The 19,954-nt window shown below is 68.7% G+C and carries 21 protein-coding genes; 14 read left to right on the top strand and 7 right to left on the bottom strand.

Annotation, left to right across the window (positions count from 1 at the left end):
- Positions 1-8 precede the first annotated feature (8 nt).
- From ggt to AC1DQJ_RS02120, 4 genes are all read left to right on the top strand, one after another.
- Positions 9-1,772: a gamma-glutamyltransferase gene (ggt, locus tag AC1DQJ_RS02105; RefSeq protein ID WP_477599791.1), complete on the top strand. Its 1,764-nt coding sequence runs from the start codon at positions 9-11 to the stop codon at positions 1,770-1,772.
- Positions 1,772-2,353, top strand: coding sequence for a YdeI/OmpD-associated family protein (locus tag AC1DQJ_RS02110; protein ID WP_477599793.1), 582 nt, complete (start codon positions 1,772-1,774; stop codon positions 2,351-2,353). The genes ggt and AC1DQJ_RS02110 overlap by 1 nt, the downstream gene beginning before the upstream one ends.
- Positions 2,350-2,694: an MmcQ/YjbR family DNA-binding protein gene (locus AC1DQJ_RS02115; RefSeq protein WP_477599795.1), complete on the top strand. Its 345-nt coding sequence runs from the start codon at positions 2,350-2,352 to the stop codon at positions 2,692-2,694. The genes AC1DQJ_RS02110 and AC1DQJ_RS02115 overlap by 4 nt, the downstream gene beginning before the upstream one ends.
- A 119-nt stretch (positions 2,695-2,813) precedes the next feature.
- On the top strand, positions 2,814-2,996 hold the full coding sequence (locus AC1DQJ_RS02120; protein ID WP_477599797.1) for a hypothetical protein: 183 nt from the start codon (positions 2,814-2,816) through the stop codon (positions 2,994-2,996).
- Between the two features lie 3 nt (positions 2,997-2,999).
- Here the strand turns inward: AC1DQJ_RS02120 and AC1DQJ_RS02125 are convergent, their stop codons facing one another.
- Positions 3,000-3,284, bottom strand: coding sequence for a UrcA family protein (locus AC1DQJ_RS02125; protein ID WP_477599799.1), 285 nt, complete (start codon positions 3,282-3,284; stop codon positions 3,000-3,002).
- 117 nt (positions 3,285-3,401) lie between these two features.
- The gene (locus AC1DQJ_RS02130) at positions 3,402-3,623 is read right to left on the bottom strand and encodes a hypothetical protein (protein ID WP_477599801.1); all 222 of its coding nucleotides are present in this window, start codon (positions 3,621-3,623) and stop codon (positions 3,402-3,404) included.
- Positions 3,624-3,706: 83 nt separating this feature from the next.
- On the opposite strand from AC1DQJ_RS02130, the gene AC1DQJ_RS02135 reads away from it, so the two are divergent.
- From AC1DQJ_RS02135 to AC1DQJ_RS02155, 5 genes are all read left to right on the top strand, one after another.
- Positions 3,707-5,230 carry a UbiD family decarboxylase gene (locus AC1DQJ_RS02135; protein WP_477599803.1) on the top strand — a complete coding sequence of 508 codons (1,524 nt, stop codon included), beginning with the start codon at positions 3,707-3,709 and terminating at the stop codon, positions 5,228-5,230.
- Between the two features lie 89 nt (positions 5,231-5,319).
- A complete protein-coding gene (locus AC1DQJ_RS02140; RefSeq protein ID WP_477599805.1) occupies positions 5,320-5,721 on the top strand; it encodes an MAPEG family protein in 402 nt (133 codons plus the stop codon).
- A 62-nt stretch (positions 5,722-5,783) separates the two neighbouring features.
- Positions 5,784-7,115 (top strand): TldD/PmbA family protein, encoded by a 1,332-nt coding sequence (locus AC1DQJ_RS02145; protein ID WP_477600451.1) that lies wholly within the window; start codon positions 5,784-5,786, stop codon positions 7,113-7,115.
- The gene (locus AC1DQJ_RS02150; RefSeq protein ID WP_477599806.1) at positions 7,115-7,909 is read left to right on the top strand and encodes a 3'(2'),5'-bisphosphate nucleotidase CysQ; all 795 of its coding nucleotides are present in this window, start codon (positions 7,115-7,117) and stop codon (positions 7,907-7,909) included. Before AC1DQJ_RS02145 ends, AC1DQJ_RS02150 begins: the two co-directional genes overlap by 1 nt.
- Positions 7,910-7,926: 17 nt before the next feature.
- Positions 7,927-8,163, top strand: coding sequence for a DUF4170 domain-containing protein (locus AC1DQJ_RS02155; RefSeq protein WP_477599808.1), 237 nt, complete (start codon positions 7,927-7,929; stop codon positions 8,161-8,163).
- 15 nt (positions 8,164-8,178) lie between these two features.
- Here AC1DQJ_RS02155 and AC1DQJ_RS02160 read toward each other — a convergent pair whose 3' ends face one another.
- Positions 8,179-8,844, bottom strand: a complete 666-nt coding sequence (locus AC1DQJ_RS02160) for a protein tyrosine phosphatase family protein (protein ID WP_477599810.1) — start codon at positions 8,842-8,844, stop codon at positions 8,179-8,181.
- A gap of 187 nt (positions 8,845-9,031) precedes the next feature.
- A complete protein-coding gene (locus tag AC1DQJ_RS02165) occupies positions 9,032-9,451 on the bottom strand; it encodes a hypothetical protein (RefSeq protein WP_477599812.1) in 420 nt (139 codons plus the stop codon).
- 139 nt (positions 9,452-9,590) lie between these two features.
- Between AC1DQJ_RS02165 and AC1DQJ_RS02170 the strand changes: the two genes are divergently transcribed.
- The 5 genes from AC1DQJ_RS02170 to lpxK are packed head-to-tail and all read left to right on the top strand — an operon-like array spanning position 9,591 to position 15,355.
- Positions 9,591-11,363, top strand: coding sequence for an ABC transporter ATP-binding protein (locus AC1DQJ_RS02170; RefSeq protein WP_477599814.1), 1,773 nt, complete (start codon positions 9,591-9,593; stop codon positions 11,361-11,363).
- Positions 11,360-12,061, top strand: a complete 702-nt coding sequence (locus tag AC1DQJ_RS02175; protein WP_477599816.1) for a lysophospholipid acyltransferase family protein — start codon at positions 11,360-11,362, stop codon at positions 12,059-12,061. The genes AC1DQJ_RS02170 and AC1DQJ_RS02175 overlap by 4 nt, the downstream gene beginning before the upstream one ends.
- Positions 12,062-12,091: 30 nt before the next feature.
- Positions 12,092-13,105: a cation diffusion facilitator family transporter gene (locus tag AC1DQJ_RS02180; RefSeq protein WP_477599818.1), complete on the top strand. Its 1,014-nt coding sequence runs from the start codon at positions 12,092-12,094 to the stop codon at positions 13,103-13,105.
- Positions 13,106-13,115: 10 nt separating this feature from the next.
- The gene (locus AC1DQJ_RS02185; RefSeq protein ID WP_477599820.1) at positions 13,116-14,366 is read left to right on the top strand and encodes a 3-deoxy-D-manno-octulosonic acid transferase; all 1,251 of its coding nucleotides are present in this window, start codon (positions 13,116-13,118) and stop codon (positions 14,364-14,366) included.
- Positions 14,363-15,355 carry a tetraacyldisaccharide 4'-kinase gene (gene lpxK, locus AC1DQJ_RS02190; protein ID WP_477599822.1) on the top strand — a complete coding sequence of 331 codons (993 nt, stop codon included), beginning with the start codon at positions 14,363-14,365 and terminating at the stop codon, positions 15,353-15,355. Before AC1DQJ_RS02185 ends, lpxK begins: the two co-directional genes overlap by 4 nt.
- Positions 15,356-15,462: 107 nt before the next feature.
- Here lpxK and AC1DQJ_RS02195 read toward each other — a convergent pair whose 3' ends face one another.
- The 3 genes from AC1DQJ_RS02195 to purD form a co-directional block, all read right to left on the bottom strand.
- Positions 15,463-17,415, bottom strand: coding sequence for a transglycosylase domain-containing protein (locus AC1DQJ_RS02195; protein WP_477599824.1), 1,953 nt, complete (start codon positions 17,413-17,415; stop codon positions 15,463-15,465).
- 65 nt (positions 17,416-17,480) lie between these two features.
- Positions 17,481-18,548 (bottom strand): phosphotransferase family protein, encoded by a 1,068-nt coding sequence (locus AC1DQJ_RS02200; RefSeq protein WP_477599825.1) that lies wholly within the window; start codon positions 18,546-18,548, stop codon positions 17,481-17,483.
- A gap of 107 nt (positions 18,549-18,655) precedes the next feature.
- On the bottom strand, positions 18,656-19,927 hold the full coding sequence (gene purD / locus AC1DQJ_RS02205; RefSeq protein WP_477599827.1) for a phosphoribosylamine--glycine ligase: 1,272 nt from the start codon (positions 19,925-19,927) through the stop codon (positions 18,656-18,658).
- Positions 19,928-19,954: the final 27 nt, after the last annotated feature.

A 19,954-nucleotide genomic window follows, 5' to 3' on the forward strand; every position in this document is an offset into this window, starting at 1 on the left:
GAGCTTTCATGCGTCGCCGCTCTTTCCTGGCCGCCCTGCCCGCGTCCGCCTTCGCCACCGCCGCCCTGGCCCAGAGCCGCGCCGCCAACCCCAACCGCGATCGCCCGGACGTGCATGGCGGCGACCGCATCGACGGCGCGACCTTCGCCTCGCGCAGCGCCGCCTGGGGGCTGCACGGGGCGGCGGCGACCGCCCATCCGCTGGCCAGCCTGGCGGCGATCGACGCCCTGCGGCTGGGCGGCTCGGCGGTGGACGCGGCGATCGCCGCCAATGCGGTGCTCGGCCTGGTCGAGCCGATCGCCTGCGGGGTCGGCGGCGACTGCTTCGTGATGCTGTGGGACCCGAAGACCCGCAAGGTCGAGGGCCTGAACGGCTCGGGCCGCAGCCCCAAGGGCCTGTCGCTGGAAACGGTGCGCGGCCGCGCCAAGAACGGCCTGATCCCGTCGTACGGCGCGGTGTCGGTCAGCGTGCCGGGCGCGGTCGACGCCTGGTGGACGCTGCACCAGCGCTACGGGAAGCTGCCGTGGAAGGACCTGTTCGCCCCCGCCATCGCCCACGCCGAGGAGGGCCACGCGGTCTCGCAGAACGTCGCCTTCTATCTCGACCGCTCGCTGAAGAACTTCACCCGTCCCACAGCGGGCATCGAAGAGGTGGAGAACTTCAGGAAAGTTTGGGCCGCGGGCGGCGCGGCGCCGAAGGAAGGCGAGATCTTCAAGAACCCGGCGCTGGGCCGGACCTACCGGCTGATCGCCCAGCACGGCCGCGAGGGCTTCTATGGCGGCGAGGTCGCCGCCACCATCGAAGCCTACTTCAAGCGGATCGGCGGCTGGATGACCAAGGCCGACCTGGCCGACCACCACTCGCGCTGGGATCCGCCGCACAAGGTCAACTACCGCGGGGTCGATGTCTGGGGTCTGTCGCCCAACAGCCAGGGCCTGGCGACCTTGCAGATGCTGAACATCATGGAGACCTTCGACTTCAAGGCGATGGGCTTCCAGTCGGCCGCGGCGATCCACCATGCGGTCGAGGCCAAGCGCTTGGCCTTCGAGGACCGCGCCAAGTACTACGCCGACCCGGACTTCTTCAAAGTCCCGACCGAGTGGCTGCTCTCCAAGGATTATGCGCGCGAGCGGGCCAAGCTGATCTCGCCCGGCAAGATCGCCACCGGCCTGTTCCCTGGCCAGGCGCCGAGCCGCGGCGACACCACCTATTTCACCACCGCCGACAAGGACGGGATGATGGTTTCGATCATCCAGTCGAACTATCGCGGCATGGGCTCGGGCCTGTCGCCGGACGGGCTGGGCTTCATGTTCCAGAACCGCGGCGAGTTGTTCGCGCTGACCGACGGCCACGCCAACATCTATGCGCCGGGCAAGCGGCCGTTCCAGACGATCATCCCGGGCTTTGCGACCAAGGGGAACGATCCCTGGCTGTCGTTCGGGGTGATGGGCGGCGACATGCAGCCCCAGGGCCAGGCGCAGATCATCTCCAACATGGTCGACTTCGGCCTCGGCGTGCAGGAGGCCGGCGACAGCCCGCGCTGGCACCATGGCGGCTCGCCCGAGCCGACCGGCGAGGCGGGCGACGGAACCGGGGAGTTGAACCTGGAGAGCGGCGTGCCGGAGGCGACTCGCGCTGCTTTGGCCGCGCTCGGCTGGAAGATGGCGGCCGATCCCGGCGGCTATGGCGGCTATCAGGCCATCGAGCGCTGGCCGGGCCGCTACGCCGCGGCCACCGAGATGCGCAAGGACGGCGTCGCCCTGGCCTACTGATGAGCGGCCCGACCTTCTTCGAAACCCCCGCCGAATTCCGCGCCTGGCTGCAGGCGCACCACGACAGCGCGACAGAACTGTCGGTGGGGTTTCGCAAGAAGGGGACGGGGCTGGCCTCGATCACCTGGCCTGAATCTGTCGACCAGGCGCTGTGCTTCGGCTGGATCGACGGGGTGCGCCACTCGATCGACGCCGAGAGCTACCGCATTCGTTTCACGCCCCGAAGGCGGGGCGGCATCTGGAGCCAAGTGAACATCAAGCGGATCGCCGAGCTTCAGGCGCAGGGCCTGGTCCATCCGGCCGGCCTAGCGGCATTCGAGGCGGGCAAGGCCCGCACGCTGCAATACTCCCATGAACGTGGCGAGCAGGCGTTCGCTGACGCGGAGGTGGCGCAGTTCCAGGCGAACGGGAAGGCCTGGGCCAACTTCCAGGCGTTCGCGCCTTCCTATCGCAAGGTTGCGATCCACCGCGTGGTCAGCGCCATGGGCGCGGCGACCCGCGCCAAGCGCATGGCGATCCTAATTGACGCCTGCGCCGATGGGGTGAAGCTGTCGTCTCCGACCAAGAGGGACGTCCCATGACCCCCGACGAAATGCGCGAGATCGTCCTCGCCTTTCCCGGCGCGGAGGAAGGCGTCTCCTACGGCCAGCCCTCGTTCAAGGTGAACGGCAAGTTCTTCACCCGACTGCGGCGCGAGGACCAGAGCATGGTCCTGCTGGAGGTCAGCCACGACGAGCGCGAGATGCTGATGGAGGCCGAGCCCGCCACCTTCCACGTCACACCGCACTACAAGGACTATCCCAGCGTGCTGGCGCGGATCGACACCCTGCACCCGGGATCGCTGCACAACTTCCTGGACCGGCGCTGGCGCAAGATCGCCCCGAAGAAGCTGGTCAAGGAAGTCGATGCGGCCCGCGGCTGAGACTGCCCCGCGCAGATTTTCTTGGAACAGAGATGGCGCCAGATCGCTCCCAAGGCGATGATCAAGGCGTTCGACGCGGCGCGAGCCTGAAGAACCTAGACCCCCGGCAGGAGATTCCCATGGCGCAGCCCAAGCCCCTCGAACGCTTCGAGTTCGAAGAAACCGACGAAGGCTATCTACTGACGGTAGCCGCGGCCGGCGGCGAGTCCCTGGCCCTGGACGTCACGCCCGACCAGATGGACGCGATCATCGACGCCCTGAACGAGGTCCTGGGCGCCGACGAAGATGACGACGACGAGTAGGCGCTAGTGCGCGACCAGACCTGTCTGCTGAGCCGCTTGTGCACGCGTCTCGCGGAAGCAGTCGGAACGGGCGACTGACATCCTGACCATCCGCACGCTGCCGCGGGGCGCGCCGCAAACTTCCAGTGCGGCCGCGTCGAGCCGCCGCTCGAGGCGCCGGACATCGGCCGGATCACTGAGATCGAGGCCGCCGACCCTGACGACGGTCGAGCCAAAGCCGAACGGCGCGGCGCTGGCGGCGCCCGCCGCAAGGGCGAACGCAGTCGAAACTGCGATTATTTTGAGCATGGCGTTTTCCCTACTGTCGAAAATTGTCGCAGCCGGGAGGCTCTGCGGCCTCGTCGCGCCACAACGCTTGACAGATATGGGCTTTGCGCCACCCGCGCCAACCCAAAAGGGCGTGATCTAGAACTCGTCTTCCATGGCCGAGCGAAACTGCTCGAAGATCTCGGCGGCGCGTTCGTTGCTGGGCTGTTCAGGCTCAGGTTCGGGCCGGGGCGCTGCGCCGCCGACCAGCCGCCCTGCGACCCCGCCGTTCTGGACCAGCAGCACTTCCTCGCCCTCCTGCAGGCCGGTGAGCAGCTGGGCGAGCTTGGGCGGGAGGTCGTCGAGATCGATGCGCTTCATGACGAGCGGGATTCTACCGGCCGCCCGCAGGTGACACCAGCCCGGCTGCGCCTTAGACCAACCTCAAGACGAATGGAGATCGCATGGCCTACCGGTCGCTGAGAGATTTCATCGCCAAGCTGGAAGCTGCGGGCGAGCTGGTTCGGGTGACCGAGGCGGTGTCGACCGTGCTGGAGATGACAGAGATCCAGCGCCGGCTGCTGGCGACCGGCGGTCCGGCGGTGCTGTTCGAGAACGTGATCCGCGCCGACGGCGAGCGCTCGACCATGCCCTGTCTGGTCAACCTGTTCGGAACCGTGAAGCGGGTGGCCATGGGCGTCACCCTGGAAGGCCAGGAGCGCACCACCGCCGGTGAACTGCGCGAGGTCGGCGAACTGCTGGCGTTCCTGCGCAGCCCCGAGCCGCCCCGCGGCCTGAAGGACGCCTTCGAGATGCTGCCGCTGGCCAAGACGGTGATGTCGATGCGGCCGGCCACCGTGAAGAAGGCGCCGGTCCAGGACGTCGTGCTGACCGGCGACCAGATCGACCTGACCACGTTGCCGATCCAGACCTGCTGGCCGGGCGAGCCGGCGCCGCTGATCACCTGGCCGCTGGTGGTGACCAAGGGCCCGTCCGAGGAGCGCGAGGACGACTACAATCTCGGCATCTACCGCATGCAGGTGCTGGGCAAGGACCGCACGATCATGCGCTGGCTGGCCCATCGCGGCGGCGCCATGCACCACCGCCGCTGGAAGGCGGCCGGCAAGCCCGAAGCCCTGCCCGCCGCGGTCGTGATCGGCGCCGATCCCGGCACCATCCTGGCGGCGGTGACGCCGGTGCCCGAGACCCTGTCGGAATACCAGTTCGCCGGGCTGATGCGCGGCGCCAAGGTCGACCTGGTCCCGGCCAAGACCGTGCCGCTGCTGGTCCCGGCCCAGGCCGAGATCGTCATCGAAGGCCACGTAATGCTGGACGAGTACGCCGACGAGGGCCCGTACGGCGACCACACCGGCTACTACAACTCGGTCGAGCAGTTCCCGGTGTTCAAGGTCAGCGCCATCACCATGCGCAAGGACCCGATCTATCTGACCACCTTTACCGGCCGGCCGCCGGACGAGCCGAGCGTACTCGGCGAGGCCCTGAACGAGGTGTTCATCCCTCTGCTCCGCCAGCAGTTTCCGGAGATCGTCGACTTCTGGCTGCCGCCAGAGGGCTGCTCCTACCGGATCGCCGTGGTCTCGATGAAGAAGGCCTACCCCGGCCACGCCAAGCGCGTGATGATGGGCGTCTGGAGCTATTTGCGGCAGTTCATGTACACCAAGTGGGTGATCGTCGTGGACGACGACATCAACGCCCGCGACTGGAAGGACGTCATGTGGGCGCTGTCGACCCGCATGGACCCGGCCCGCGACATCACTCTCGTCGAGGGCACCCCGATCGATTATCTCGACTTCGCCTCGCCCGAGAGCGGACTGGGGTCGAAGATCGGCCTGGACGCCACCAACAAGTGGCCGCCCGAGACCAAACGCGAATGGGGCGAGAAGCTGGGCATGGACCAGGCGACTGTCGACGCGGTTACGGAGAAGTGGGCGCGGCTGGGGCTGCCGGGCGGCGGGGAGCCGGTCTGAGTACGCCGAACTCCCAATCCGCGCCCTTGCCCTTTTGAGGAAACCGCCCCCAACTGTCAGGCTTCGCGGGGGCGAGTGAGGGACCATCCATGGAAGCGGCAACTTCGGGCCACGCAGCGGCGCTGTGGGTCGGCCTGCACCTGTTGCTCTTGCTGGTCCTGTCGCTGCTGGTCGTACGCCAGCGCCAGCGGCACAAGGTGACTCTGGGCGACGGCGGAGTTCCTGAGCTCGCCCAGGCGATCCGCGCGTTCGGCAACGCCACCGAATACGTGCCCGCCGCCCTGATCGGCATCGCGGTGCTGGCCCTGGTCGACGCCCCGCCGCTGGCGATCCACCTGACCGGCCTGATGCTGTTCGCCGGCCGTTGCCTGCACGGCTTCGGCCTGTCGCGGAGCGGCGGGGCCTCGTTCGCCCGATCGATCGGCGTCACCCTGACCTGGCTGGCCTATGTGTTCGCCAGCGTGGCGCTGCTGTTCTACGCGATCGCCTAGCCGCGCGCCCGTCGGGCCCTTCCGCGCTTGCGGCGGCCTGCGCATCTGGCCATATGGCCAGGATGGAAGAGAGCCTGCTTGCCGATGTCGTCGCCGCCGCCCTGAAGGCCGGCGCGGATTCCGCCGAAGCCGTGGGCGCGCAGCGCGCAGCGCTCGGCATCAATGTCCGCCTGGGCGAACTGGAGGAGGTCGAGCGCGAAGAGAGCCGCGACCTCGGCCTGCGGGTCTTCATCGGCCAACGCCAGGCCACCGTCTCCGGATCTGACATCTCACCCGAGGCCCGCGCCAAGCTGATCGAGCGGGCTGTGGCCATGGCCAAGCTGGCGCCGGAGGATCCCTATGCCGGCCTGGCGCCGAAGGATCGGCTGGCCAAGGGGCCGTTCGCCGACTTCGAGCTCTACGACCCGCAGGAGCCTTCCCCTGAATCGCTGGAGGAAGTGGCGCGCGCCGCTGAAGAGGCCGCCCGCGCCAATCCGAAGGTGACGAATTCCGAGGGCGGCTCGGCGTCGGCCTCCTCGTCCACCTGGCGGCTGGTGACCTCCAGCGGCTTCTCCGGAATCTACAAGGCCTCGGCGTTCTCGATCACCGCCTCGGTCGTGGCCGGCGACGGCGAGACCATGGAGAGCGGCTATGATGGCCGCTCCACCCGCTGGCGCGGCGACCTTCCGAGCCCGCAGTCAATCGGCGAGGAAGCAGGCCGCCGGGCCGCCCAGCGCCTCGGAGCGCGCAAGATCGATTCGACCACGGCGCCGGTGATCTTCGAGAACCGGGTGGCGATGTCGCTGATCGGCCCGCTGATCGGCGCGATCTCCGGCCCCTCGATCGCCCGCGGCACCTCGTTCCTGAAGGACAAGCTGAACGCGCAGATCTTCGCCAAGGGCGTGAACATCGTCGACGATCCGCACAAGGTTCGCGGGCTCGGCTCCTCGCCGTTCGACGACGAAGGGGTCGAGAACCGCCGCTGGTCGCTGATCGACGACGGGGTGCTGACCACCTGGCTGATGAATTCGTCGTCGGCCCGCCAGCTTGGGCTGCAGACCACCGGTCACGCCTCACGCGGGCTGGCCGGGGCGCCGGGTGTATCGACCACCAACCTCACCCTCGAGCCCGGACTGGCGAGCCAGGCTGAACTTATCGCGCAGGCCGGCAAGGGCCTGCTGATCACCTCAATGTTCGGCCCCTCGCTGAACGGCAACACCGGCGACTGGTCGGTGGGCTGTTCGGGTTTCTGGTTCGAGAACGGCGAGCTGGCCTATCCGGTCACGGAAATCACCGTGGCCGGCAACCTGATCGACATCTACGGCCGGCTGATCCCGGGCTCCGACCTGGAGATCAGGGGATCGGCGAACTCGCCGTCGCTGCTGGTCGACGGCCTGGCCATCGCCGGGCGTTGATGACCGATCCCGCCCAGGACCTGGCGCTGATCACCGAGGCCGCGCTGGCGGCCGGCGCCCTGGCCTTGGCGTTGCGCACCGCCGGACTGGAGACCGCCTACAAGGAAGGCGACTCGCCGGTGACCAACGCCGACCTGGCGACCGACGCCCAGATCAAGCAGACCCTGACCACCGCACGGCCGGACTATGGCTGGCTGTCTGAGGAGACCGCCGACGACCCGGCCCGCCGCGAACGTCGGCGACTGTTCGTGGTCGATCCGATCGACGGCACCCGCGCCTTCATCAAGAACCGGCCATGGTGGGCGGTGTCAGTAGCGGTGGTCGAGGACGACCGCCCTATCGCCGGCGTAGTGTTCGCTCCTGATCTCGGCGAGACCTTCGCCGCCCTGGCCGGAGGGGGCGCGACCCTGAACGGCGTGCCGATCCGGGCCTCCGAACAGGATGTGGTGGAGGGCTGCGGCATGGTCGGCGACGCGCGGATGTTCGCCCATCCGGCCTGGCCGACGCCTTGGCCGGAAATGCGGATCGAGGCCCGCAACTCCACCGCCTACCGCCTGTGCACGATCGCGGCCGGGGCGTTCGACGCGACCCTGGCCCTGGTCCAGAAGTTCGATTGGGACCTGGCGGCCGCCGACCTGATCGCGCGCGAGGCCGGCGCCTTCGTCGGCGACCATCATGGCCGCCCGTTCGCCTATAACGGCCTCAAACCCGCGCAACCGAGCCTAGTTTGCGCGGCGCCGCGTCTGGCCCCATTGATCCTAGAGCGTGTCCGGCATATCGACCTACCCAACTGACCAAATTGGGAAACACCATGCCCGAAAAGCAGCTTCTGCACCTCGTCATCGGCGGCGAACTGGAGGATCTGGAGCATAATACGTTCCGGGACCTGACCAAGATCGACCTCGTCGGCGCATACGCCAGCCACGGCGAAGCGATGGCCGCCTGGCGCCGCAAGGCCCAGGAAACCGTCGACAACGCGCTGATGCGTTATTTCATCATCCACGCCCACAAGCTGCTCGATCCCGAGAACGACCCCGAGCACGACTAGAGGCCCGGCGGCCGCCTATTCGCGCTTGAGGATACCCTCGGTGAGCAGGCGGCCCCACATTTGGGCCCGGAAGTCGGCCTTGATGGCCGCTTCGTCGTAGGCTGGGCTGTCCACCCACTCCAGGAAGGTCTGGCCCTTGGGTTCGCCCTCGGCCAGGTAGCGTTCGAAGGTGTAGTCCAGCACCCCGGTCTTGCCCTGCTTCACATGCAGGTAGCGGATGTGCAGCTGCTCAAGGGCCTCGCGGATCGGCAGGCCCTTGCGGAAGTGCATGTAGAACACGCTCATGATGCCCGCCCGGTCCGCGCCGGACTTGCAGTGCATCAGGGCCGGGTACTCGATGGTCTCGAACAGCTCCTTGGCGCCGTGCACGCGGGCTCGACTGGGGACCTCGCGCGAGGTGATGGTGAAGTCGACCATCTTCAGACCGAGCCGCTCGCAGGCGTCCTTCTCCAGCGCATGGAAGCTGGCGTCGAACCCGCCGCGCAGATTGATGACGGTCTTGATGCCGCGCTTCTTCCACTCGGCCAGCTGATGGGGCCAGGGTTGGTTGGTGCGCACCAGCTCGTCGCTGATCCAGTGGGCGTTGGAGAAGCCCAGGCGCAGATAGGCATGATCCTTCCAGAGATAATCCAGATAGGTCGAGGTGCGCCCCTTGGGCGTGGAGAGGTCGAATTCGGCCAAGCGGGCTTCCTGCATTTGGCGCCCTAGACCCCGACCGATTCAGACGACCCGTCTGAATCGGAAAGAAGGGGTCTAGATTCAAAAGTTTAGAGCACGTCCTAGCGGCGGAACCGGGTCCACTTCCGCCTGACGCGCTCTAGATAATGGTTTCGCCGCGTCGGCGGAAGCAGGGGTGCGGCGCCGCGTCCTAGGCCGGCCCCCTCAGCTGCGGCTTCAGCACCGCGGTGAAGCCGTCGACCTTGCCGGTGCTCGGCATCAGAGCGCAGGTGAAGGTGAAGTCGCGCCAGCCCGAGCCGGAACGCACCGTGCCGACGCCGGTCAGGCTGCGGATACTGACCAGGGTGAGGGTCGTCGGATCGTCTGTGCCGAGGAATACGCGGTCGGCGTCGGGCACCTGTTTCTTCAGCGCCGGCAGCGCCGCAGGGCGGCAGATCACCTCGGCGACCTTCTTGGCGTTGCTCCAGCCCGCGGCGAGGTTGCGCTCCTCGGGGGTCTTCAGAGCGGCGATGGCCTTGGCGATAGCGGCGTTCTGCGCCTTCGAGAGGCCCGGTTCAGCGACTGGCGTCTGGGCCAGGGCCGCGATCAGGATCAGGGGGACAATCGGCATCCTTCTTCTCCCTCAGGCCGCTACGCCGCAGATTTGCATTCCGCACTCCGTTTCGCACACGGCAACACCATATGCCGGCTTTGCGCCGGGCCAAGACGCCTTCTTGACTTCGACGCCCCGACAGCCGACCCCAGGACCAATGAGCGAGCCCGCCGCCGAACTTTCGACCCGCGCCGTCATCGGCCGCATCGCGCGCACCTACATGGCCCCCCGGTGGAAGGGCTGGACGGTGGCGATGATCGCGGCGATCGCGGTCGCCTACCTGAGCGCCAGTCTGATCCAAATCCTGGAGCCGGCGATCAACGACCTGCTGGTCAACCACAAGCCCGGCACGTTGCTGGCCGTGCCGCTGACCATCGCCGGCCTAGCCATCGCACGGGGCCTCGCCCAGGTGATCCAGGCCAGCCAGGTCAACCGCATCGGCAACGAAGTGGTCGGCCAGGTGCAGGTGCAGCTGTTCGGCAAGCTGGTGCGGGCCGACCTGGCGCGGCTGCGCGCCGGCCACACCGGCTCCTTCGTCTCTTCGGTTCTCTACGACGCCGGCCTGATCCGCGAGGCGGCGACCGCCGGTGTGATCAACTACACCCAGCACCTGCTGACCGTGATCGGCGCGATCGTGGTGATGATGGGCAACGATGCGGCGCTGTCCATGGTGCTGGTCGTCGCCGCCCCGCTGTCGGCCTGGGTCATGCGGCGGTTCTCCAAGCGCACCGTGAAGGCCACCAAGGGGGCCATGGCCGAGACCTCCGCCCTCTCCACCGCGATCATGGAGAGCCTGGACGGCGTGCGGGTGGTGAAGATCGAGAACCGCGAAGCCTACGAAGAAGAGCGCGTGGCAGAGGTCATCAAGCGGCGGCAGAAGCACCTGGTGAAGGGCGCCAACGCCCGTGCCCGGGCCGCGCCGGCGACCGAGACCCTGATGACCCTGATCACCGCCGGGGTCATCGCCTACGCCGGCTGGCGCTCACAGACCGGCGGCATGAACGTCGGCGCGTTCGTCGCCTTCATCGGCGCGCTCGGCCTGGCTTCGCAGTCCTTGCGCCAGTTGGCCAACCTGCAGACGGTGATGGCCGAGGGTTTCTCGGCGGCGCGCCGCCTGTTCGCCTCACTGGACGTCGAACCGGAGGTGCGTGAACAGCCTGGCGCCCAGCCGCTGAAGATCGGCGAGGCCACGATCCGCTTCGAGGACGTCGGATTCAGCTACAGCGCCGAGCACCGGCCGGCGCTGCAGGGCGTCGATTTCGAGGTCCATCGCGGCGAGACCGTCGCCCTCGTCGGCCCGTCGGGCGGCGGCAAGACCACGATCCTCAACCTGATCCCGCGCTTCTACGACGCCACCAGCGGCCGGGTGACCATCGACGGAACCGACGTCCGCGACGTGACCCTGGCCTCGCTGCGCGATCACGTGGCCCTGGTCACGCAGGAGCCGTTTCTGTTCGACGACACGATCAGGGCCAACATCGCCTACGCCCGGCCGGACGCCTCCGAAGAGCAGATCGTCGAAGCCGCAAAGGCCGCGGCCGCGCATGAGTTCATCGGCACGCTGCCCCACGGCTACGAAACCCTGGTGGGTGAGGCCGGCGCGCGACTGTCGGGCGGCCAGCGGCAACGCATCGCCATTGCCCGTGCCTTCCTGAAGGATGCCCCGATCCTGCTGCTGGACGAGGCGACCAGCGCGCTCGACACCGAGAGCGAGGCCCAGGTCCAGGCGGCGCTCGCGCGGCTGATGGCCGGGCGCTCGACCATCCTGATCGCCCACCGGCTCTCCACCGTGCGCGGCGCCGACCGGATCTATGTCATCGAGAAGGGCAAGGTGGTGGAGCGCGGCGACCACGACAGCCTGATCAAGAAGCGCGGCCTCTACGCCCGCCTGGCCAAGAGCCAGGATCTGGACGCGGAGCCTGCCCATTGAAGAACCTGCTGCGTAACCCCGGGGTGCAGGCTTTCCTGGGCTGGGCGCTGTGGCTGCATCTGGCGATCACCCGGCGCACCCGGCGCTGGACCCACGACAATGTCCAGTGCGTCGCGCCGGCTCTGGAGAACGGCAGGCCGGCCATCGGCCTCTTCTGGCATGGCAAGATCCCACTCTCCCTCGGTCTGGCCGAGATCTGGTGGAAGCGCGACGAGGTGCGTTGCATGGTCTCGCCCTCGGCCGACGGCGAGTTCGTGGCCAAGGCCCTGTCACGCGCACGGTTTCCGTCCATCCGCACCTCCTCGGCCAAGAAAGGCGACGCCGCCAAGGCGCGCGCCGCCGTCGCCGCCATCCGCGAGGCGATCAACTGGGTCAATGGAGGCGGCGTGCTGATCGTCACGCCCGACGGCCCGCGCGGCCCGAATGAAGTGATCGCGCCCGGCGCGCTGCAGATCGCCAGAAAGACCGGGGCTCCGATCTACCTGATGGGCGTGGCTGTCTCGCCCGGCGTCGTGCTCGACACTTGGGACAAGGTGACCCTCGCCTGGCCGTTCGGACGCGGCGCCACCGCCTGGGACGGCCCGTTCTACGTCCCCGCTGACTCCGACGAGGCGGCGATCGCCGCCCTGATCGCGGATCTGTCCGCCAAACTGACAGCCACCACCGCTCGCGCCGAAGCCCTGGTCGCCCGGCGTTGATCCGGTCGCCGCGGGGTGACACATAGGGGCATGGCTCACGAGCACCACGAGCACAGTCACGACGACCATGATCATGACCACCATGATCATGGACATGGCGCGCACGCCCATGGCCATGCGCACGGGCATTCGCACGGCCACTCGCATGGGCCGGGCGGCCACAGCCATGCGCCCAAGGACTTCGGCCGCGCCTTCGCGATCGGCGTCGGCCTGAACTTCGCCTTCGTGCTGGCCGAGGCCGGGGTCGGACTGTGGTCGGGCTCGCTGGCGCTGCTGGCCGACGCCGGCCACAATCTCTCGGACGTGCTCAGCCTGCTGCTGGCCTGGGGCGCGACCATCCTCGCCAAGTCGACGCCGACCGCGCGCCGGACCTATGGCCTGCGCAAAGCCACCATCCTGGCCTCGCTGGCCAACGCCGTAATGCTGCTGGTGGCGGTGGGAGTGATCGTTTCCGAGGCGCTGCATCGGTTCGCGGAGCCGGCCCCGATCGCCACCTGGCCGGTGATGATCGTCGCGGCCATCGGCGTCGCCATCAACACCGCCACCGCCCTGATGTTCATGAAGGGGCACGAGGACCTGAACGTGCGCGGCGCCTTCCTGCACATGGCTGCGGACGCCGCCGTGTCGCTCGCCGTAGTCATCGGCGCCGGGCTGATCGCCCTGACCGCGTTCGATTGGATCGATCCCGCGCTCAGCCTGCTGATCGCCGCGGTGATCGTGTTCGGAACCTGGGGCCTGCTGCGCGAGTCCGTGGACCTGGCGCTCGACGCCGCCCCGCGCGGTATGGACGTCGGCGCGGTGCGCGCCTGGCTGCTGGCCCGGCCCGGCGTGACCGAGGTTCACGATCTCCACATCTGGGCGATGAGCACGACCGAGACCGCACTGACCGCCCATGTCACCCGGCCGGACAACTTCGAGGGCGACGCCTTTCTGCACGACACCTGCGAGGGCCTGGCGAGCACGTTCGGGATCGGGCACTCCACTCTGCAGGTGGAGGTCGGCCATTCGGCGTCCTGCCGGCTCGCTCGTGTCCACGCGATCTGAGTAGAGCGCCTTGCGCCCGCTTTCCCTTGGCCTCTACGCCCTCGCCACGGGCCTGGTCGAACCGCTGGTGCCGGTGCTGCTGCGCCAGCGCGCCGCCGCCGGCAAGGAAGACCCCCAGCGGGTCGGGGAGCGGATGGGCTACGCCAGCCAGGCGCGTCCCGCCGGGCCTCTGGTGTGGTTGCACGGGGTGAGCGTCGGCGAGACCATGTCCCTGCTGCCGCTCGCCGAAGCGCTGACACGGCCGGGCCTCGCGCTGCTGGTCACCTCCGGCACGCGAACCTCGGCGGAACTGCTGGCCAAGCGCCTGCCGCCCGGCGTGATCCACCAGTATGCGCCGGTCGACGCGCCCAGCGTCGCGCGCCGCTTCCTCGACCACTGGCGGCCCGATGCGGCGATCCAGGTCGAGAGCGAGCTCTGGCCGAACCTGATCCTGGAGGCCAGGGCCAAAGGCGTGAAGCAGGCGCTGATCTCTGCCCGAATGACGCGGGACAGCGCCGAAGGCTGGGCCATGGCTCCAAAGGCCGCCCGCACGGTGCTGGGGGCCTTCGAACTGATCCTGCCGCAGGATGGCGAGACCGAAGCCCGGCTTCGCGGCCTGGGCGCCACCACCGGTCCACACCTCAATCTCAAGACCGTCGGCGCTCCGTTGCCTGCAGATCCGGCCGAGCTCAAACGCCTGAAGGCGGCGATTGGCGGACGTAGGACGGTGTTGGCCGCCAGCACCCATCCTGGCGAAGACGAGATCATCGCCCGGGCCGTCCAGGCCACCGGCGCGCTGCTGATCGTCGCCCCGCGCCATCCCGAACGCGGCGCGGCGGTTGCGGAGCTGTTGGGCGCCATGGGCTTCCAGGTGGCGCGGCGAGCCGCTAGCGAACCGCTCACCGCGCAGACCACCGCCTATGTGGCCGACACCCTGGGCGAGATGGGCATGCTGTTCCGCGCCTGCGACGTGACGGTGATGGGCGGCAGCTTCCTGCCAGGGATCGGCGGCCACAACCCGCTGGAGCCAGCGCGGCTGGGCGCCCAGATTCTGACCGGCCCGCACGTCTTCAACGCCGCTTCGACCTATGCCGAGTTGTTCGAGCGGGTGGCGGCCATCGAGTGCGCCGACGAGGCCGCCTTGGCGCGCGACCTGAAGGGCCTCCTCGCCGAGCCGCTGATCGGTCCGCGGATCGGCCGCGCCGCCCTCGCCTACGCCCAGCGCCAGGGGGCCGCCCTGGACGAGGCGCTGGCCCTGCTCAAGCCGCTGCTGCCCGCATGAAGCTCTCGACCCCGCGCTGGTGGTACGTGCGCGAAGGCGCGCCTGCGCCGATCACCCGGGCGCTACTGACCCCGATCTCCTGGATATGGACCTGGGCGACGGCGCGGCGGATCGCCCGCGCCGACCCGATCGACCCTGGAGCGCCGGTGATCTGCGTGGGCAACCTGACCGTCGGCGGAACCGGCAAGACCCCGGTAGTGCGCGAGATTCTCAGCCGGCTGCCGGCGGCGCACGGGCTGTCGCGCGGCTATGGCGGGTCCGAGCCCGGTCCGTTGCGGGTCGACCCCAAGCGTCACACTGCGGCCGAGGTCGGCGACGAGCCGCTGATGCTGGCCAGGGACGCGCCGATCTGGATCGCCCGCGACCGAGCGCAGGGCGCCAAGGCGGCGGCCAAGGCCGGCGCCAAGACCATCGTGATGGACGACGGCCACCAGAACCCCAGCCTGAACAAGGCGCTGTCCCTCGTCGTTGTCGATGGCGAGACCCGCGACGGGGTCTGGCCGCTGGGCGACGGTTCAGTGTTCCCGGCCGGGCCGCTGCGCGAGCCCCTGGCTGTCGGTTTGGCGCGGGCCGATGCGGTGGTCCTGATGCTGCCGGCCGACCTGGTAGAGCCCGATCCGGCCCTGGTGAAGGCGCTGATCAGCAAGCCAATCCTGATCGCGCGGCTCGATCCAGCCGCCCAGCCGCCGCCCGGCCCGCAGGTCGGGTTCGCCGGCGTCGGCATGCCTTGGAAAGTCGAACGGGCGTTGAAGGCGGCCGGCTGCGAGTTGGCCGACTTCCTGCCCTTCCCCGATCACTTCGCCTATGACGCCGCGGCGCTGAAGCTGCTGGAAAGCCGCGCCGAGCTGTTCGGCGCCGGTCTGGTGACCACCGAGAAGGACTGGGTCCGCCTGCCGCCGGAATGGCGCAAGCGGGTCACCGCCTGGCCGGTCCGCGCGGTCTTCGAAGACGACGCGGTGCTCGAGCGGCTGCTCGCGCCCTACCGCTAGAGCCTGTCCGGTTCACGGGTCCCGTTTGAACCGGATAAACAGGCTCTATTCTAAAGTTTAGAGCGTGACGGGCGCCGCAACCGGCCTCCACTTGCGGCTGTCACGCTCTAGAAGATCGGCTGCTGAGAGGTCGTAGGGGCCTCGGCCGGCGCCTGCGGTTGCGGTTGCGGGGCCGGTGTGTTCTCAGGCGTCGGCGCGGTCTCAGCGGTCAGTTCGCCCTCCGCCGATGGAACATCAAGCAATTCGGGCTCGGTCGAAGGCGGCGGTGCGACCGGCGCCAGGCCGATCTGCCGGCCCCCGGCTCGCACCACGCCCTTGCTCATCGCGAACCGGGCGAAATCGCGCCAAATCTCCGATGGCAGGCCAGCGCCGGCCACCCCATTCATCGGGCTATTGTCGTCGTTGCCGACCCAGACCCCGATCACCAGGTCGCCGACGAAGCCCAGATAGAGCGCGTCGCGGTAGTCCTGGGTCGTGCCGGTCTTGCCGTATGCGAACTGCGAGACGTTTCCGCCGTTGGCGGTGCCGAAAGTGACCGCCGCCCGCATCAGGTCGAGCAGCTCGTCGCGTTCCTTGGCCGGAAGCTTCTTCGGGGCCGGAACGAAAGCCTGCACCACGCCGTACGGCGTCACCGGATAGGTTCCGGCCGCGACGCCGGCATAGGCGGCGGTGAGGTCCAGCAAGGTCGTCGGCGCGGTGCCCAGCGCCAAGGTGAGATCGTTGGGGAACTTGGAACGGATGCCCATGTCCGTGGCGGCCCTGACGATCGCACCGCGGCCGACTTCCTGCGCCAGCCGCGCAGCCGCCACGTTGGACGAGCCGGCGAAGGCGTTGCGCAGGTGAATCTCGCGATTGGCGTAGTGGCCTTCGTGGTTCTTCGGCGACCAATCGCCGATGGTCACCGGCGCGTCGAGGATCAGGCTGTCGGGCGTCATGCCCTGGCGCAAGGCGGCCTGGTAGACGAACAGCTTGAAGGCCGAGCCGGGCTGGCGCTGGGCGTCGGTGACGCGGTTGAACTGGCTGACCTTGTAGTCGTCGCCGCCGACCATCGCCAGGACACGGCCGTCCGGGCGCATGGCCACCAGAGCCGCCTGGCTGGCGTGCAGATAGCCGCCGTGACGCTTCAGCGCCGAGCGGACGATCTCCTCGGCCCGGTCCTGCAGGACCGAGTCGAGGGTGGTCGGCACCAGCACCTCGCCATAGGCGCGCTCGAAGGCGCGGCGGGCCTGGGGAGAGACCCAGTCGGCGAAGTAGGAGCCGACCGGAAGCTTCTCGCGTCCCTCGCGGACGCGGACGTCGCGGGCGCCGCGGGCCTGGTCCTTCGTGATCGTGCCAACGTCGACCATGGTGGCGAGCACGACATTGGCGCGCTCACGCGCCGCGGGGAGGTTCTCGGTCGGGGCGAGGCGCGAGGGCGCCTTGACCAGGCCGGCCAACATGGCCGCCTCGCCGATGCTGAGGGTCTCGGGCGTCTTGTCGAAATAGTGACGAGCCGCGGCCCGCAGGCCGAAGACCCCGTCGCCGAAATAGACGGTCGAGAGGTAGCGGGAGAGGATGTCGTCCTTGGACAGCCGCGCCTCGAGATAGAGCGCGATCATGGCCTCCTGCGCTTTTCGTCGCAGGCTGCGTTTGTTGGTCAGGAAGGCGTTCTTGGCGAGCTGCTGGGTGATGGTCGAGCCGCCCTGCTGGACCTCGCCGGCCAAGACGTTGCGCTGCAGGGCGCGGGTCAGGGCCCGCAGATCGATGCCCCAGTGGCTGTAGAATCGGCGGTCCTCGATGGCCACGAAAGCGCCCGGGACGTACTTGGGCAACTTGGTCACATCGACCGGCTGCTCCTTGTAGGAGCCCCGTCGCGCGAACGGCACGCCATCGGCGGTGACCAGCACCAAAGTCGGGTTTGGCAAGGGTTCCAGCGCTCTTCCGAGCGGCAGGGACCAGACCATGAAGACGACAAGGGCGACGAGGGCGAGGAGCCCCGCGCCCGCGATCTGCCAACGACGACGGCGCCAGAACGGTGGCCGCTCGCGCACGACTTCGGGTGCGCCGGTAATGTCGGTCATAGGGCTCCGTGCTCGGACGTTGGGCGGTCGACCGAACGCCTCATCGCATGCCGAAGGGCGGCTTTCTAGGCCCCCGCCTTCTGCGCATAGGTCCAGGCCGACTTCGCCAGCAACGGAACGCGCTCGGCCATGGCGGCCGCCTGCGGACTGTTGGCGGTGCCGTCACGAACCCGGCCGACGATGCCCTGACAGATCCCGGCCAGCCGGAACATGTTGTAGGAGAGGAACCAATCGAGGTCGTGCAGGCCCGAACGGCCGGTGCGCTCGCAATAGGCGGCGACCGCCTCCTCGATCGTCGGGATGCCGTGGGCCTTGAGGTCCGGGATCTGGGCGATCGTGCCGTTGACCCAGTTCATCAGCAGATAGGTGAAGTCGGCCAGCGGCTCGCCGAGCGTGCCGAGCTCCCAGTCGAGCACCGCGATCACGCGGGCTTCGGTGGGGTGGATGACCATGTTGTCGAGGCGGTAGTCGCCGTGGACGATCGAGGTGCGCTCCTGCTCGGGCAGGGTCTTGGGCAGCCAGTCAATCAGCCGCTCCATCTCCTCGATGTGGGCGGTCTCGGAGGCCTTGTACTGCTTGGTCCAGCGGTCGACTTGCCGGCCCATATAGTTGCCGGGCTTCCCATAGTCGCCCAGGCCGATGGCCTGGTAGTCGGTGTTGTGCAGGTCGGCCAGGGTCTTGATCTTGGCCATGAAGATCGCGTGGCGCTCGGCCGGCTCATAGGCCGGGAGCTGCTGGTCCCAGAGGATCCGGCCGTCGACCATGTCCATCACGTAGAACATGGTGCCGATGACGCTGTCGTCGGTGCACAGGCCGTAGGAGCGGGCCACCGGGAAGCCGGTCGGGTAGAGCGCGGTGATCACCTTATACTCGCGGTCGACCGCGTGGGCCGAGGGCAGCAGCTTGCCCGGCGGCTTGCGCCGCAGGACGTACTTCTTGGTCGGAGTGATCAGCTGGTAGGTCGGGTTGGACTGTCCGCCCTTGAACTGGCGCACCTCCAGCGGCCCGGCATAGCCCTCGACATTGGCTTGCATCCAGGTGGCCAGGGCGGCCTCGTCGAACCGGTGGCTCTCGGCCACCTCCTTGGTCCCGCTGTTGAGCTGTTCGCGCTGTTGCTCGGCGGCGTCGGCCATGGCGTTCCCTCGGAGTCGTACAGTTGTTTGAACCACCATACCGACCCTGCCGCCGCGGGAGCAAGCGGTCTGGTGATTTCCGTACCGGAACTTCGAAACTCTAGATCCTACCGGCCCAGAGCTCGCCAGCCGATGTCGGTGCGGTGGAAGCCGCCCGGCCAGTCGATCTTGTCGACCGCCGCATAGGCCTTGTCGCGGGCCTCCTGCAGGGTCGCGCCGCGAGCGCAGACGTTGAGCACCCGGCCGCCGGACGCGCGCAGCGTCCCATCGGCGTCGCGCGAGGTGCCCGCATGGAAGACCACCACCTCGGGTCCAAAGTCCTGGTCAACGCCGCGGATGATCGAACCGGTGACGGGGCTTTCCGGATAGCCGTCGGCCGCCAGCACCACGCAGATCGCCGCCTCGTCGCGCCATTTGGGAGCCGGCAGCTCGGCCAGGGTCCCGTTGGCGCAGGCCAGCAGGTAGGGCACCAGGTCGCTTTCCAGCCGCAGCATCAGCACCTGGCATTCCGGGTCGCCGAAGCGGACGTTGAACTCGACCAGCTTGGGCCCGTCCTTGGTGGCCATCAGCTCCACGAACAGCACGCCCTTATAGGGCGCGCCTTCCGAGGCGATGCCGGCGAACGCCGGCTCGGCCAAGCGGGTGCGGACCTGCTCGACCAGTTCGTCGGTGAACACCGGCGCCGGCGAATAGGTGCCCATGCCGCCGGTGTTGGGGCCCAGCTCGCCGTCGTAGGCGCGCTTGTGGTCCTGGGCCGAGCCGAAGACGATCGAGTCCTTGCCGTCGCAGAGGGCGAACAGCGAGCCGATCTCACCGGTCAGGAACTCCTCGATCACCACCCGCGCGCCGGCTGCGCCGTAGCGGCCGCCAAGGGTGTCGTCGATCGCCGCCTCGGCCTCCGCACGGCCCTCGGCGATCACCACGCCCTTGCCCGCGGCAAGGCCGTCGGCCTTGATCACATAGGGCGGCTGGAAGCCGTCGAGGGCCGCCTTGGCCGCTTCAGCCGTCTCGCAGACCTTGTAGCCGGAGGTCGGCAGGCCGTGGCGGTCGGTGAAGGCCTTGGTGAAGGCCTTGGAGGATTCCAGCTGTCCCGCCGCTGCGACCGGACCGAAGCAGGGCACTTCCGCCGCGTTGAGCGCGTCGGCCAGGCCAGCTTCCACGGCCACCTCCGGTCCGATGACCACCAGGTCGGCGGCGATCTCCTGGGCAAGGGCGACCAGGCCGGCCACGTCGGTGGCCTTCAGCGCTCGCAGCTCGCCAAGAGCCGCCATGCCCGGATTGCCCGGCGCCATGACCAGGCGCTTCACCAGCGGCGAGGCCGCGATCTTCCAGGCCAGCGCGTGTTCGCGCCCGCCCGAGCCGACGAGGAGGATGTTCATGACCCGCCTTTGACGCGCGCAGGCCGC

The sequence above is a fragment of the Phenylobacterium sp. P4_E10 genome (assembly GCF_056401675.1).

What these genes read in the sequence shown, in the direction of transcription:
- ggt (WP_477599791.1), top strand. Translation starts at nt 9, where the DNA reads ATGCGTCGCCGCTCTTTCCTGGCCGCCCTGCCCGCGTCCGCCTTCGCC.
- AC1DQJ_RS02110 (WP_477599793.1), top strand. Translation starts at nt 1,772, where the DNA reads ATGAGCGGCCCGACCTTCTTCGAAACCCCCGCCGAATTCCGCGCCTGG.
- AC1DQJ_RS02115 (WP_477599795.1), top strand. Translation starts at nt 2,350, where the DNA reads ATGACCCCCGACGAAATGCGCGAGATCGTCCTCGCCTTTCCCGGCGCG.
- AC1DQJ_RS02120 (WP_477599797.1), top strand. Translation starts at nt 2,814, where the DNA reads ATGGCGCAGCCCAAGCCCCTCGAACGCTTCGAGTTCGAAGAAACCGAC.
- AC1DQJ_RS02125 (WP_477599799.1), bottom strand. Translation starts at nt 3,284, where the DNA reads ATGCTCAAAATAATCGCAGTTTCGACTGCGTTCGCCCTTGCGGCGGGC.
- AC1DQJ_RS02130 (WP_477599801.1), bottom strand. Translation starts at nt 3,623, where the DNA reads ATGAAGCGCATCGATCTCGACGACCTCCCGCCCAAGCTCGCCCAGCTG.
- AC1DQJ_RS02135 (WP_477599803.1), top strand. Translation starts at nt 3,707, where the DNA reads ATGGCCTACCGGTCGCTGAGAGATTTCATCGCCAAGCTGGAAGCTGCG.
- AC1DQJ_RS02140 (WP_477599805.1), top strand. Translation starts at nt 5,320, where the DNA reads ATGGAAGCGGCAACTTCGGGCCACGCAGCGGCGCTGTGGGTCGGCCTG.
- AC1DQJ_RS02145 (WP_477600451.1), top strand. Translation starts at nt 5,784, where the DNA reads ATGGAAGAGAGCCTGCTTGCCGATGTCGTCGCCGCCGCCCTGAAGGCC.
- AC1DQJ_RS02150 (WP_477599806.1), top strand. Translation starts at nt 7,115, where the DNA reads ATGACCGATCCCGCCCAGGACCTGGCGCTGATCACCGAGGCCGCGCTG.
- AC1DQJ_RS02155 (WP_477599808.1), top strand. Translation starts at nt 7,927, where the DNA reads ATGCCCGAAAAGCAGCTTCTGCACCTCGTCATCGGCGGCGAACTGGAG.
- AC1DQJ_RS02165 (WP_477599812.1), bottom strand. Translation starts at nt 9,451, where the DNA reads ATGCCGATTGTCCCCCTGATCCTGATCGCGGCCCTGGCCCAGACGCCA.
- AC1DQJ_RS02170 (WP_477599814.1), top strand. Translation starts at nt 9,591, where the DNA reads ATGAGCGAGCCCGCCGCCGAACTTTCGACCCGCGCCGTCATCGGCCGC.
- AC1DQJ_RS02180 (WP_477599818.1), top strand. Translation starts at nt 12,092, where the DNA reads ATGGCTCACGAGCACCACGAGCACAGTCACGACGACCATGATCATGAC.
- lpxK (WP_477599822.1), top strand. Translation starts at nt 14,363, where the DNA reads ATGAAGCTCTCGACCCCGCGCTGGTGGTACGTGCGCGAAGGCGCGCCT.
- AC1DQJ_RS02195 (WP_477599824.1), bottom strand. Translation starts at nt 17,415, where the DNA reads ATGACCGACATTACCGGCGCACCCGAAGTCGTGCGCGAGCGGCCACCG.
- AC1DQJ_RS02200 (WP_477599825.1), bottom strand. Translation starts at nt 18,548, where the DNA reads ATGGCCGACGCCGCCGAGCAACAGCGCGAACAGCTCAACAGCGGGACC.
- purD (WP_477599827.1), bottom strand. Translation starts at nt 19,927, where the DNA reads ATGAACATCCTCCTCGTCGGCTCGGGCGGGCGCGAACACGCGCTGGCC.